Genomic DNA, 12,947 nt, shown 5'->3' with positions numbered 1-12,947 from the left:
CGGCATGTTGACGTCCATCAGCACCAGATCATAGCCGCCGCGGGTCACCGCCTCGACGGCCGCGGCCCCATCCTCGACAAAGTCGAAGCGAAGGCCCGCCTCCTCAAGAATGATCGAAGCCACCAGGCGGTTCAGGGGGTGGTCCTCGGCCACCAGAATGTGGGGGTCGAAGGTTTCAGCCTTGGCCTTGGGCTCGGCTGGGGCTTTGTGTTCAGCAGGGTCGAGCGCCTCAGGCGCCAGGGGCAGCGGCATCTCAATCACGAAGCAGGCGCCGCCGCCCGGGGCCGGCTCCACCCAGATCCGCCCGCCCATCAGACCGACCAGCTCTTTGCAGATCGCCAGTCCCAGACCCGCCCCGCCGTGCCGGCGCGTGCGCTCGGAATCGGCCTGGACGAAGGGCTGGAAAAGCCGCTCGCGATCGGCGGGGTCAACCCCTGGCCCGCTGTCGATGACCTCGAAACGGAGTCCCCCTGTGCGCCCCACGGGCCGCGCCTTCAGAGTAATCACGCCGCGATCGGTGAACTTGATGGCGTTGTTGATCAGGTTGGACAGGACCTGGCGCAGCCGCTGCGGGTCTCCGAGTCGCCACGGGGCCAGGCCCCGGGTTTGCACCTGCAGCTGAAGGCCCTTGGCCTCGGCCGCGAACCGCCAGACCTCCGCGACCGCCTGGACCGCCTCTCGCGGGGAAAAGGCCTGAGGTTCTATCTGCATCTGGCCGGATTCGACCCGAGACAGATCGAGTATTTCATTCAGGATCGACAGAAGCCCCTGGCCCGACGAGCCGATAATATCCACCAGCGCCTTGTCCGCCGGCGCCAGATCGCGCCGCGCCAGGGCTTCGGACACCGCCAGTATCCCATTCAACGGGGTCCGTAGTTCATGGCTCATGGTGGCCAGGAAACGAGACTTCGCCTGATTGGCCCGTTCGGCCTCAGCCCTGGCGGTGGCGTTATCGGCGGCCAGACGCTCCAGGGCGTGTTTCTGGGTCTCAAGCCCTTGGCTGAGGGTCTGCAGTTCGCCAATCTTGTTCCGCAATTCGGCGTTGGCCGCCCGCAGGGCCTCATCCTTTTCCAGCCGCTGGCGGATGTCGCGGCAGACTCCGATGAACTTGCGTTCGCCAGCGATAAAGGCCTCGCCGACCGAGAGCTCTATGGGCAAGGTCTGACCGTCCCGTCGCAACAGGGGGAAGGGGCGCGGGCCAACATTGAGAATGCCGCTGGTTCCATGCTCAAGGTAGCGCTCGATCTGGCCCTGGTGGCTGCTGCGAAAGGGCTCGTCCATCAGAGCGGTGATGGGGCCGCCCACCAGCTCCTCAGCGCTCCATCCGGTCAGCCGCTCGGCCGCGGCGTTGGCCAGTTCGATCCGCCCTTCGGTGTCGATGACGATCACCGCATCGGCGGCGTGGCTGAGAATGGCGCGAAGGCGATCCTCAAGAGCCTTCAGTTTCGCCAGGCCCTCGACCCGAGGGGTCACGTCCTCAATGGTCAGAACGACTCCGGCCGGGCCGGCCCCATCACCTTGGCAGCGAGGCAAGACCGCCAGTTTCAACGCCCGATGCTGGTCCCCAAGGCCGAGGGTCATCCGCAGGGCGCCTGACCGCCCCTCCAAGGCCGCCGAGACGAGGGGTGACAGCCGCTCCAGGTCACTTGCGCTGAACAGGTTTCGAAGGCTGGCGCCGGCGCGGCAGGGGGCCGAGCCGGCCGCGCCGTCCGGCAGGGCGCAGGCCCCGCCGATGAACTTCAGGGCGGGATCGAAGTCGAGCACCATGAAGGTGAATTCGGTCTGCAGAAAATCGGTCACCAGGACATCGGAGTCGCCGGGGGATGGGCGTTCCTCGACGACCGGAACGCGTTGTTCCTCCGCTTGGATCATGGGTGGTTCTCGATCTCCCTGAAGATCGAGCCTTTCCCAGTTCGGGCAACGGATAAATCCCACCACATGGCCAGTGTTCGAGTCGCCCAACCTGACCTGCTCGCCCAGTTGGATGAAACCGCGCCGAGTGGTCATGGCCGGTCGGCCAGGTGACGTGGATCAATGTTCTCCCTACTCAAAGTAAGGAGTGTCGAGGATTGCGCGTTTTGGCGAGTGCGGGGCGAGTGGCTAACGTGAATGACGCTATAGTTGTTATTGTGAGCCGGCACCCGGTCTGCCGCATGGGGCTAGCCGGATTTCTGACGGCTGAACTGGGCGAAGGCGCGGTTCGGGAGGCCTCATCCCTTGATGACCTGGAGATGCCTGCCCAGTTCCAACTGATTATCGTCGACGCCAACTCTCCGTCCGAAATGGCTGAGGTTCTCTCAGACCCCCGCCTGGCGAGCGTTCAGAGGCGCATCCTCATGGCGCCGGAGCGCGACTTCGCCCTGGCGCGGCGCGCTCACGCCCACGGGTTCTCAGGATTGCTGCCCAAGACCGACAACGGGCCGCTGATGGTTGCGGCCATCAAACTCGTTCTGGCGGGCGGAGAGTACTTCCCCTGCTTTGAGGAGATCGACGCATCGGAGGGGCTGCACAATGCGGGACCCATAGATCGCCTCTCCAAGCGTCAGAAGGAGGTCCTGGAAGAGATGCGTCAGGGGCGTACGAACAAGGAGATCGCCAAGACGCTCGGCATTTCAATCGCCACCGTAAAGCTGCATGTGCAGGCCGTACTGAGCGCGGCTGGCGCCCGTAACCGCACAGAGGCGGTCAGCCGCCTGGCCCAGGACGTCTCGCTTGGCTCTGAAGGCTGAGCCCAGGGCCGTGGCCCTGGGCGCCTTTCCTGGCCTTAAATCCCCTAGTGGCTGAGCAGCAGGTGGTGGGCGGGCTCGTCCATCAGGGTGCGGGTCACGCCCCCAAACACCCACTCGCGCAGCCGGCTCTGACCATAGGCGCCGGCGACAATCAGGTCGGCGCCCACAGAGTTAGCGGTGTTGTTCAACTCGCCGACCACGCCGGAGTCCGGCGCGATGCTGACCTTGCCCTGGGCGCTCACCCCGCGTCGGGCGAGATAGGCCACCACGTCGTCGACCTGACGCTGGACCGCCCCGGCCTCGTCCTGGCCGCAGACCGCCACGACGACCACCTTTTCGGCCCGTTGGAGGAAGGGCATGGCGTCCTGCAGCGCCCGCCGCGCTTCGCGGGTTTCCTTCCAGGCCACCACTATGGCCTGGCCCTTCAGGGGTTGCGCCTGGTCAGGGACGACCAGCACAGGACGACCGCTGCGCATGACCACTTCGGCAGGGTCGGCGGCGCGGTAATAGTTTGTCTGCGGGTGGGCGCTCACCACCACCAGATCGCAGGCGCGAGCCACGGCGGCCAGGGCCCGGGCGGGCATCTCACGCATGGCGCGCCACTCACTGTCCACGCCGGCGGAGTCGCGGATGAAGGTTTCACGGGCGGCGACCAGGTCGTCATCGATCTGCTTGGTCATCGCCACCACCCATTCGGCTGAGTTGACCCCGCCATAGGGGCTGGCCACCAGCGGCTGAACCATCTCGGCGCCGAGCCCGATCAGTCGGGCTCCCATTTCGCGGGCCAGGGCGGCGGCGACGGCGACGCGATGACGTGAGGCGTCTCCGGGCTCAGCATGGACGAGGATGCCACCCATGGCGGCGGCGGGCGTTGGGGCGATCTCTGACATGGCGGCTTCCTGGACGTCTTGGGCCTTGAGCGGCCCAGCAGCGATCAGGATAGGGCCTTATGTGTCGCCAGCCCACTCAGGGATAACCCTTAGGTTGTTTCGCACCAGTGAGGCTGGCCGTTTGATCTGGGTCAGCGCGTCCCGGCCTCTTTTGGACGACCTGTGAGGCTTTGATGGAGGTCGTCTCATGGACGTGACAGGAACTACCTGGATACTGGTCGCGGATGGCGATCAGGCGCGGATTTTTGAAGAGCGTCTCCGGGCCAGCGATGTGCGTGAGCTGGAGTCGCTGCATATGGGGCGGGTCGGCGGCGACTATCCCAGGGGCGCCAACCATGGCGCGACCGTTCACGATCGGGCGGGTTATGGACAGCACGGCGCCGGCGAGCGGGCGCCGCACCAGGAGGCTGAAGACCGGTTCCTGGAGCGGGTCGCCGATAGCCTGGCCGAACCCCTGCGCCGGGACGCCTTCCAGAGTCTCGTCATCATGGCCCCGCCCCGGGCGCTTGGTGTTCTCCGTCAGGCGCTGCCCAAGGCCGCTCACGCCCGCCTTGAGGGTTCTGATCCTCACGAATGTGTGCGCGAAAGCGCCGAGGACATCCGCACCCGCTTGCGAAAGGTGCGCGCCAAGGGTTGAGGCGGCTCCCCGAGGCGGACGTTAGGCGGGCAGGGGGCGGCGGGTCTCGACGAGGGGCATGACGGGCAGTTGATCGGTGCGCCAGGCCCGGCCCCCAAGCGCCTCGTTCTGGGGACGGCAGACGCCCGGCCCCGTGACAAAGGGCATCTTCGCCTCCAGGGCGGTCTCCAGCTCCCGCCGTGTCCGGACATTGGTCACGCCGGGCCAGATACGTCGACGCTTGTAGGCTTCCATCTTGCTGATGAATCGTTTGAGCACCAGAAGCCTGCGCTCCGGCTCGGCCTGGGGCAGCACCAGGGTGACGCTGCTGACCGCCTCGGCGTGGAGCTGATCGATCTCGAAGGCCGGGTCATGGGTGCGCAGATCGATGGCGCTGAAGGTCGCGTCGAGCACCTCATGCAGTTGACGCAGGGCATGGAAGGACGGCGCCCGGGGCACGTCATAGACGGCTGCGGCCAGTCGGCGTCGCTCCGAGGCGGGCAGGATGGACAGAACCGCCGCATAGGCCGCCCGCCGGGAAGGGCGAAGGATCGTTGAAAACGAAATCGGCAGGTAGAGGGGCGTGTTTGAACGGCTCTCGGCCAGAAATCGGAAGGCTGCGATGACGCAGTCGGCGTCGAAGGCGGCCGGATCGGCCGGCAGGTGGTCATCCCCGTCCACAAGGCTGTAATGCGCGCGGGACTCGGCTGGCGTGCTGGCGACCACGTCAGCGACGAAGATCTCGCGGGCGCTGTAATAGACCCCCTGAACAGCTTCCACATTGGGAAGCCTGTCCATCCCTCTCGCGGCGCCAGCACCGGTCTGGCCCACTGCGGCGTCGGTGGTCTCGGTCTCGACCGGGGGCAGTTGGAGGCGACGGCCATCCGGGGTGATCTGACTGAGCCGCCCTCCGGGGGGCGCGGCGGCAGGGTCCGTCATCGCCTGTAAGAGCTGAGCTTCGTCCAGGTCGGCGAACTGGGCCATGGCCGAGTCTTCGCCTTCGTACAGGAGTACGGTCACGTCAGACCCGCCAGCCTCGGCGACGCCAAACAGATGATCGTGCAACTCCGCCGAAAGCCGACCCAGTTCGGCGGTGTCCAGTTCGGCCGCTCGCGGATCGTTCAGCAGAAAGGCGTAGGGGTTTATGAGGGAGAATTTCCTCGGCCAGGACCAACGCACTTCCAGGAAGGCTGCGGTGAACTTGGCGACCAGGTGGCCAAGCGCCTCATCAGAATACTCGGTCTGATCAGACCGGACCACCACGCGCAGACAAGCCAGGGCCGACACCAACGCCACTCCTTCTAACCCGACCAGCCTCGCAGAACGGGGTGAAGGGGCCGTTAGCGCGGCGCGGGGCGTCAGGCCGTCGCCGCTCTAAGTAGATCGAGCCGCATGACCGTAGTGAGTACAATATTGGCCTCTAAACACTAGCCACATGGCCAGGTTTGCAGGATCACTACCCATTATAGCGCGACAAATTCGACCTAAAGTTATGTATAACTTGTCGTTCAACCTAGAGCATTAAGCGTAGATAAGGATTTTGTTAAGGAGATTTACGGATACCTACGTTATCATCAAACGGCTCAGACATTCTGACGAGCCAGCCAGCGCGGTGCCTCAGGACATGTTTAAGAGCAGCCGAGCCAAGAGGTCGTTCGAAGAAAAACGCCTCGCCGAAGCGGAGGGTATGATTGCGGCATTCCACCGTTCTCAAGCCGTCATTGAATTTGATCTGAACGGTACGATTCTAGAGGCGAACGAGAACTTCTTGAATGCCCTCGGGTACTCGGCCGAAGAGATCGTCGGTCGGCATCACCGTCTGTTCGTGCCTGCCGATGAGGCGGCCAGCCCAGAGTACAAAGAATTCTGGGCCACCCTGAACCGTGGTGAATTCCTGTCCAGCAAGTATCTCCGCCTGGGGAAGGGCGGCCGGGAAATTTGGATTCAGGCGACCTACAACCCGATCCTCGACGCCGACGGGAAGCCCGTGAAGGTGGTGAAGTTCGCCACCGACGTCACCGAGATCGAAATGGACCGGAAGCGCCGCTTGCAGGAGCAGCAGGCGGGCCAGGCTCGCCAGGAGCAGGCCATGGCCGCCATCGGCGCCGGGCTGTCGGCCGTGGCCCGCGGCGACCTGATGGCGCGCATCGACGGCGACTTTCCCAGCGAATACGCCCGCCTCCAGACTGACTTCAACGCCGCCATCACAAGTCTGGCGGACGCCATGGGCGCCATCATCGGGGCGACCAGCAGCATTGACGGCGCCACCGCCGAGATCGCCCAGGCGGCCGATGACCTCTCGCGGCGCACAGAACAGCAGGCCGCAAGCCTCGAGGAGACCGCTGCGGCTCTTGATGAACTCACCGCCACGGTGAAACGGACCGCTGAAGGCGCCAAGGAGGCCCGCGACGTGGTGGGCGCCGCGCGCACTGACGCAGAGGCGTCCGGCCAGGTGGTCGGTGAGGCCGTGGCGGCCATGGGACAGATCGAACAATCCTCATCCCAGATCAGCCAGATCATCGGGGTGATTGACGAGATCGCCTTCCAGACCAACCTCCTGGCGCTCAACGCAGGCGTCGAGGCCGCCCGGGCCGGAGACGCCGGCCGTGGCTTCGCTGTGGTCGCCTCCGAGGTTCGGGCCCTGGCCCAACGCTCAGCCGAGGCCGCCAAGGAAATCAAGGCTCTGATCAGCACCTCAAGCGAGCAGGTCACCCAAGGCGTTGGCCTGGTGGGCAAGACCGGTGAAGCGCTGCAGCGGATCGTCACCCAGGTGGGCCGGATCACCGGTCTGGTGAACGAAATCGCCGCCAGCGCCCAGGAGCAGGCCACCGGCCTGCAGGAGGTCAACACCGCGGTCAACCAGATGGACCAGATGACCCAGCAGAACGCGGCCATGGTCGAAGAATCCACCGCCGCGAGCCAGGCCCTGGCTCAGGACGCCGGCGAGTTGACCCGTCTGATCGGCCGGTTCTCGGTGGATGGTGTCTCATCCCGCGCTGCTCCGGCCCGCGCGCCTCAGGTTCGCCCCCCCGCCTTGCGCCCCCAGGGCGGCGCCCAGCGGCCTCAGACCCGGGGTTCTGCCGCCCTGAAGCTGGCGCCGCAGGCTCAGGACGACACCTGGGAGGAGTTCTAGGGTCGGCCGGGGCCGCGACGGCGACCTGATGGGGGTCGGTCCGATCATGCTTAATCGAGTGTTAAGCCAAGCGGCCTCATTCATGCCTTCGTGAAACGGGACGCTCACCACCGTCACGAGGAGACTGACATATGGACCGTCGCAAGCTGATCGTTGGAGGCTTGGCGGCCGCCGGCTCGGCCAGTCTTGGCGCCTGCGCCACCGCCCAACCCGCGACGCAAGGCGCCTTGCCGCCAGAACAGGACCCCAACTACCCCATTGAAGCCCAGCAGGCCGCCACCTACTCGCGTGATGAAATCGTCCGCGACGTTTCCGACTTCCTAGGCGTCACCGCCGAAGCCGCCGGCGGGGCGATTGAGCGCATCTTCGCCGAGAATGGCCGGCCCACGGGCTATATCGCCGGCGAAGAAGGCTCCGCCGCCATCGCCATCGGCGCACGCTATGGACGCGGTCTGCTCTATATGAAGAACCGGCCCACCCAGGAAGTCTTCTGGCAGGGGCCGTCTGTGGGCTGGGATTTCGGCGGCAACGCCAGCCGGGTTTTCACCCTCTGCTACAACCTGCATTATCCCGACGCGATCTTCCAGCGCTTCCCCGGAGTCGAGGGCACCGCCTATCTGGTCGGCGGCATGGGCGTGAACTACCAGCGGGCCAACGACATCATCCTGGCGCCGATCCGCGCCGGCGCCGGCCTACGGCTGGGCGCCAATATCGGCTACCTCGCCTATAGCCGCCAGCGTAACTTCTTCCCGTTCTAGAGGGGCCCGGGCGCGGCCATCGCCGCGCCCGTATTTCCTAGCTCCGCAGCTTGGCGCCCACCTTGGCTGCGGCGGCCACCACCTTGGCCGACAACTGCTCGATCTCGGCCTCGGCCAGGGTGTGGCCCTGCGGCTGGACCAGGATTTCCACGGCCAGGGACTTCACGCCCTCGCCCAGATTGGCCCCGCGATAGACGTCGAACACGCGGGCCTGGGCGATCAGGGCCTTGTCGGCGCCGGCCACCGCCCGGATCAGGTCGCCCGCGGCGACGGCCTCATCGACCACAAAGGCGAAGTCGCGGCTGAGCGGCATGTGCGGCGAGAGCGACAGGGCGGCCTTGGTCTTCACCGCCTTGCGCTTGCCCTCGGGTAGGGCGTCGATATTGAGCTCGAAAGCCAGCATCGGTCCGGCCACGTCCAGGGTCTTCAGGACCTGCGGATGCAGCGCGCCAAACTCAGCCACGATGGTCTTGGGGCCAAGCTGCAGACGGGCCGAGCGGCCTGGATGCCACCAGGGCGAGGATGAGCCCTGAGCGGTCTGCAGGGCCGGCGCCCCCAGCTCCTCCAGCAGGGCCATCAGGTCGGCCTTGAGCGCGAACAGCGGATCATCGCCGCCGCCATCCCAGCGCCGCGGCGCGTGGGGGGCGATCAGACCCGCCACCACCGACGACTGGTCGGCCGGCTGGTCGCCGCGATAGATCGGGCCGATCTCGAACAGGGCGACATCGGCGAAGCCCTTGCGGGCGTTTCGCCCGGCCGCCTCGATCAGATTGGGCAGAACCGAGGGCCGCATGCAGTCCAGGTCGGACGAGATCGGGTTGGCGATCATCAGGGCGTCATCGCCGCCGCCGAACAGCCGCGCGGCGCTGCGCGGCAGGAAGCTCCAGCTGACCGTCTCGGCATAGCCCATGGCCGCCATGGCCCGACGGGCGGTGCGCATCCTGCCCTGGCGCACGCTCAGCACGCCGCCGGCGGGCCTGGGCATGTCGGGCAGGGGCTCGACGGGCAGGGCGCCATAGCCCTCGATCCGCGCCACTTCCTCCACCAGATCCGCCCGGCCCTCGACATCGCGGCGCCAGCTGGGCGGGGTGACCTGTGCGCCGTCCACGGAAAAGCCCAGGTCCTTCAGGATCTGGTCGATGCGGTCGTCGCTGAGAGTCAGGCCGGTGAGCTGGCGCACATAAGCCCGGTCGAAGCCGATCGGACCCGGCGCGGCGGGCGCCTCGCCTGCGACCACCACCTCAGAGGCCTCGCCGCCGCACAGATCCAGGATCAGCCGGGTGGCCAGCTCCAGCCCGTCGACCACGAAGCCCGGATCGACGCCGCGGGCGAAGCGGTACTGGGCGTCCGAGGTGATGCCGGTGGTGCGGCCGGTCTGGGCGGTGCGGATCGGATCGAACCAGGCGCTTTCCAGGAAGACCTCGGTGGTGTCCTCCGAACAGCCGGTGCTCTCGCCGCCCATGACGCCACCCAGGCCCACCGGGCGCTCGCCGCCAGCGTCGGCGATCACGCACATTTCCGAGGTCAGGTCATAGGTCTTGCCGTCCAGGGCGATCAGCTGCTCGTCCCGATGCGGGGCCGGCGTCGGCGCTTCAGTGTGGGTCGGGGCGCTCGCATCGCGGCCGGCGCCCAGGCGGGCGACGATCACCTCGCCCACCAGCTTGGCCCGGTCATAGACGTGCAGGGGCCGGGCCCGGTCGTAGGAGATCAGATTGGTGATATCCACCAGGGTGTTGATCGGGCGCAGGCCGATGGAGATCAGTTTCTGCTGCAGCCAGGCCGGCGAGGGGCCGTTCTTCACGCCCCTGATCAGCCGCCCGGCGAATATCGGGCAGGCCTCAGGGCTGTCCAGCCGGACGGAGACCGGACAGGGAAAGGCGCCCTTCACCGGATCGACCGCGGTGTCCTTCAGTGTGCCGAGCCCGGCGGCGGCGAGGTCCCGGGCGATGCCTGCGACGCCCAGCCAGTCGGGGCGGTTTGGGGTCACCTCGAAATCGATGACCGCTTCCAGGCCCAGCGCCTCGGCGGCCGAGGTCCCGACGGCGAGATCGCCCGGCAGCTCCATGATCCCGTCGGACTCCTCGGCGGCCTCGAGCTCGGAGGCCGAGCAGAGCATGCCGTTGGAGACCACCCCGCGCACCGGGCGCGCCTCCAGCGTGATGCCCGAGCCCGGCACATAGGCGCCGAGCGGCGCATAGATGGTGGTCAGGCCGACCCGTGCATTGGGGGCGCCGCAGACGATCTCCTTGCGGCCGTCCTTGGTGTCCACCTGGCAGACCCGCAGGCGGTCGGCGTTGGGGTGCTGCACCGCCTCTACGATCTTGGCCACGGAGAAGGCCGCCAGCTTGGCCGCCGGATTCTCCACATGCTCGACCTCCAGGCCGGCCATGGTCATGGCCTCGACCACCTGATCGGCGGTGGCCTGGGTCTCCAGGTGTTCCTTGAGCCAGGACAGGGTGAACTTCATCGTTTCAGCTCGTCAGATCCATCCCCTCCTGCGAGGGGGGCTGGCCAAGCCGCGAGGCGGACCTCGCGCTTGCGCCGGGGGCGCCCCTCAAGAAGGGCGCTTCGAACGGAGGTCAGCTCAAACCCGTGGCGGGGTTGGGCATGGCGAAGGGCGAAAAGCCGTAGTGGGCCAGCCAGCGCGCGTCGCCGGCGAACATGTCGCGCAGGTCCGGCATGCCGTACTTCAGCATGCCCAGCCGGTCGACGCCGAAGCCGAAGGCGAAGCCCTGCCAGATCTCAGGGTCCAGGCCGCAGTTGCGCAGCACATTGGGATGCACCATCCCGCAGCCCACCACCTCCAGCCAGTCGGTCCCCTGGCCGATCTTGATGTCGCCGCCGGAGCGGTCGCACTGGACGTCCATCTCCGCCGAGGGCTCGGTGAAGGGGAAGTGGTGCGGCCGGAAGCGGCTGACCACGCCGCCTGTCTCGAAGAACCGCGAGATGAAGGTCTCCAGGGTCCATTTCAGGTGGCCCATATGGACGGCCTTGTCGATCACCAGCCCCTCCATCTGGTGGAACATGGGCGTGTGGGTCGCGTCGGAGTCACAGCGGTAGGTGCGGCCGGGGACCACCACGCGGATCGGCGGCTCCTGGCCGGTGGCGACCCAGGCCGGGACCTTTTCATTGATCTGGCGCATCACCCGCACCTGCACGGGGCTGGTGTGGGTGCGCAGCACCTTGCGCTCACCGGCCTCGTCGGCGGCCATGAAGAAGGTGTCGTGCATCTCCCGCGCCGGGTGCTTGGGCGGGAAGTTCAGGGCGGTGAAGTTGTTGAAGTCGGTCTCGATGTCCGGCCCTTCGGCCACTGAGAAGCCCATCTCGGCGAAGATCGAGACCATCTCGTCCATCACCTGCATGGTGGGATGGACGCTGCCCCGGCGCCGCGGCGGGGCGGGCAGGGACAGGTCGACGCCTTCGGCGGCGAGGCGACGGTCAAGCTCGGCGGCCTCCATCTCGGCCTTGCGCTCCGCCAGCCGGCTGGCGACGGCGTCACGCAGGCCGTTGATCGCAGGCCCCTGTTCGCGGCGCTCGTCCGGGCTCATCTTGCCCAGCGATTTCAGAAGCTCGGAGATCTGGCCGCTCTTGCCGAGGGCTGAAATGCGGATCGCCTCCAGGGCGGCGGCGTCGGGCGCGGCCTCCACCTGGGCGATCAGGTCGGTCTTCAGGGTGTTCAGATCGGTCATGGCCTGGGTGCTCTATCGCGTGGTCGTATCGGCGGGAAGGGCGCGCAGCAAAAAGCCCTCCGACGGCGACGCCGGAGGGCTTTCAGTAAGATCGGAGGAGAGCTTTGACGCCCTCCACAATCCTTAAGCCAGCGCGGCGCGAACCTTGTCGGCGATGGCCTTGAAACCGGTCGGATCATTGCCCGCGATGTCGGCGAGCACCTTGCGATCCATCTCGATCCCGGCCTTGTCGAGGCCGAAGATAAAGGTCGAATAGGTCATGCCTTCCAGGCGCGCCGCCGCATTGATCCGCTGGATCCAAAGCGAGCGGAAGTTACGCTTGCGCACCCGGCGGTCGCGATAGGCGTATTGGCCGGCCTTGTCGACGGCGGCCTTGGCGGTCCGGATGGTGTTCTTGCGGCGGCCATAGAAACCCTTGGCCTGCTCGAGAACTTTTTTGTGTCTGGCGTGGGCGACCACACCGCGTTTGACGCGTGCCATATCTTATGTGCTCCCGATCACAGGCCGTAGGGCAGGAAGGTCTTGATGATGCGGGTATCGGCCGCGCTCATGACCTTGGTGCCGCGGTTCTGGCGGATGTACTTGCTGTTATGGCTGATGAGCCGGTGGCGCTTGCCCGCGACGCCGGCCTTGATCTTGCCCGTCGCCGTCAGTTTGAAGCGCTTTTTGGCGCCTGACTTCGTCTTCAGTTTCGGCATTTCACTTGCGGGGCGCCAGGCGCCCCGTCCTCTGGCGTATTGATGAACCGTCCTGGCATGCCTGTTGGCCAGACGGCTCCGAAGGGGCGGGTGCTTACGCCAACCCCGGACAAAAGGCAAGTCCGCACCCCCTTGGGCGACGCTGGTCAGGCCCGGCGATCGGCGACCCTGGCCATGATCTGCAGGCAGAGCCAGATGGCCGGCAGGATCAGGATCGCCGTCAGGGCGAAGGGCGCGCCGGGCGCCACCAGCGAGAAGAGCTGGCCGGCCAGGACCGGGCCCCCGATGCGGGCCAGGGCGCTGTTGGACATGTTCAGCCCCAGCACCTCGCCCTGACGTTCGGACGGAGTGGCCATGGAGATCAGCGCCACCAGGTTGGGGAAGGTGAGAGACTGGCCAAAGACCACGATGGCCAGGCCCAGGACCGCCATCGG

11 protein-coding genes and 1 pseudogene are annotated in these 12,947 nt (G+C 66.6%); 4 read left to right on the top strand and 8 right to left on the bottom strand.

Annotated features, from left to right (window positions below; translation table 11 throughout):
- The coding region (locus Q7V15_RS02420; RefSeq protein WP_304753547.1) for a PAS domain-containing hybrid sensor histidine kinase/response regulator at positions 1-1,872 on the bottom strand (1,872 nt) is incomplete at its 3' end.
- 257 nt (positions 1,873-2,129) lie between these two features.
- Between Q7V15_RS02420 and Q7V15_RS02415 the strand changes: the two genes are divergently transcribed.
- Positions 2,130-2,729, top strand: coding sequence for a response regulator transcription factor (locus Q7V15_RS02415; protein ID WP_304753545.1), 600 nt, complete (start codon positions 2,130-2,132; stop codon positions 2,727-2,729).
- Positions 2,730-2,773: 44 nt separating this feature from the next.
- On the opposite strand, the gene Q7V15_RS02410 is transcribed toward Q7V15_RS02415, so the two are convergent.
- Positions 2,774-3,619 (bottom strand): universal stress protein, encoded by an 846-nt coding sequence (locus Q7V15_RS02410; RefSeq protein WP_304753544.1) that lies wholly within the window; start codon positions 3,617-3,619, stop codon positions 2,774-2,776.
- A gap of 187 nt (positions 3,620-3,806) precedes the next feature.
- Between Q7V15_RS02410 and Q7V15_RS02405 the strand changes: the two genes are divergently transcribed.
- A complete protein-coding gene (locus Q7V15_RS02405; RefSeq protein ID WP_304753543.1) occupies positions 3,807-4,256 on the top strand; it encodes a host attachment protein in 450 nt (149 codons plus the stop codon).
- A 21-nt stretch (positions 4,257-4,277) separates the two neighbouring features.
- Here Q7V15_RS02405 and Q7V15_RS02400 read toward each other — a convergent pair whose 3' ends face one another.
- The gene (locus Q7V15_RS02400; RefSeq protein ID WP_304753541.1) at positions 4,278-5,522 is read right to left on the bottom strand and encodes a hypothetical protein; all 1,245 of its coding nucleotides are present in this window, start codon (positions 5,520-5,522) and stop codon (positions 4,278-4,280) included.
- A 337-nt stretch (positions 5,523-5,859) separates the two neighbouring features.
- Here Q7V15_RS02400 and Q7V15_RS02395 point away from each other — a divergent pair, with 337 nt between their 5' ends.
- A complete protein-coding gene (locus Q7V15_RS02395) occupies positions 5,860-7,368 on the top strand; it encodes a PAS domain-containing methyl-accepting chemotaxis protein (RefSeq protein WP_304753539.1) in 1,509 nt (502 codons plus the stop codon).
- 131 nt (positions 7,369-7,499) lie between these two features.
- Entirely contained in the window at positions 7,500-8,126 is a 627-nt protein-coding gene (locus Q7V15_RS02390; RefSeq protein WP_304753537.1) for a DUF1134 domain-containing protein, read from the top strand.
- 37 nt (positions 8,127-8,163) lie between these two features.
- Here the strand turns inward: Q7V15_RS02390 and pheT are convergent, their stop codons facing one another.
- The 5 genes and pseudogenes from pheT to Q7V15_RS02365 all read right to left on the bottom strand — a co-directional run.
- The gene (gene pheT / locus Q7V15_RS02385) at positions 8,164-10,593 is read right to left on the bottom strand and encodes a phenylalanine--tRNA ligase subunit beta (protein ID WP_304753534.1); all 2,430 of its coding nucleotides are present in this window, start codon (positions 10,591-10,593) and stop codon (positions 8,164-8,166) included.
- A 112-nt stretch (positions 10,594-10,705) separates the two neighbouring features.
- The gene (gene pheS / locus Q7V15_RS02380) at positions 10,706-11,815 is read right to left on the bottom strand and encodes a phenylalanine--tRNA ligase subunit alpha (protein WP_304753532.1); all 1,110 of its coding nucleotides are present in this window, start codon (positions 11,813-11,815) and stop codon (positions 10,706-10,708) included.
- 123 nt (positions 11,816-11,938) lie between these two features.
- Complete coding sequence (gene rplT / locus Q7V15_RS02375) at positions 11,939-12,295, bottom strand: 50S ribosomal protein L20 (protein ID WP_304753530.1); 357 nt, start codon at positions 12,293-12,295, stop codon at positions 11,939-11,941.
- 17 nt (positions 12,296-12,312) lie between these two features.
- Entirely contained in the window at positions 12,313-12,513 is a 201-nt protein-coding gene (gene rpmI, locus Q7V15_RS02370; protein ID WP_293321436.1) for a 50S ribosomal protein L35, read from the bottom strand.
- A 146-nt stretch (positions 12,514-12,659) separates the two neighbouring features.
- A pseudogene (locus Q7V15_RS02365) lies at positions 12,660-12,947 on the bottom strand (MFS transporter); the annotation flags it as partial.

It is taken from the genome of Phenylobacterium sp., from assembly GCF_030651755.1.
Taxonomy (GTDB): domain Bacteria; phylum Pseudomonadota; class Alphaproteobacteria; order Caulobacterales; family Caulobacteraceae; genus Phenylobacterium.
This window is presented reverse-complemented; position numbering and strand designations above follow the sequence as displayed.

Coding starts and splice junctions, on each gene's coding strand:
- Q7V15_RS02410 (WP_304753544.1), bottom strand. CDS start 3,619: ATGTCAGAGATCGCCCCAACGCCCGCCGCCGCCATGGGTGGCATCCTC.
- Q7V15_RS02405 (WP_304753543.1), top strand. CDS start 3,807: ATGGACGTGACAGGAACTACCTGGATACTGGTCGCGGATGGCGATCAG.
- Q7V15_RS02395 (WP_304753539.1), top strand. CDS start 5,860: ATGTTTAAGAGCAGCCGAGCCAAGAGGTCGTTCGAAGAAAAACGCCTC.
- Q7V15_RS02390 (WP_304753537.1), top strand. CDS start 7,500: ATGGACCGTCGCAAGCTGATCGTTGGAGGCTTGGCGGCCGCCGGCTCG.
- pheT (WP_304753534.1), bottom strand. CDS start 10,593: ATGAAGTTCACCCTGTCCTGGCTCAAGGAACACCTGGAGACCCAGGCC.
- pheS (WP_304753532.1), bottom strand. CDS start 11,815: ATGACCGATCTGAACACCCTGAAGACCGACCTGATCGCCCAGGTGGAG.
- rplT (WP_304753530.1), bottom strand. CDS start 12,295: ATGGCACGCGTCAAACGCGGTGTGGTCGCCCACGCCAGACACAAAAAA.
- rpmI (WP_293321436.1), bottom strand. CDS start 12,513: ATGCCGAAACTGAAGACGAAGTCAGGCGCCAAAAAGCGCTTCAAACTG.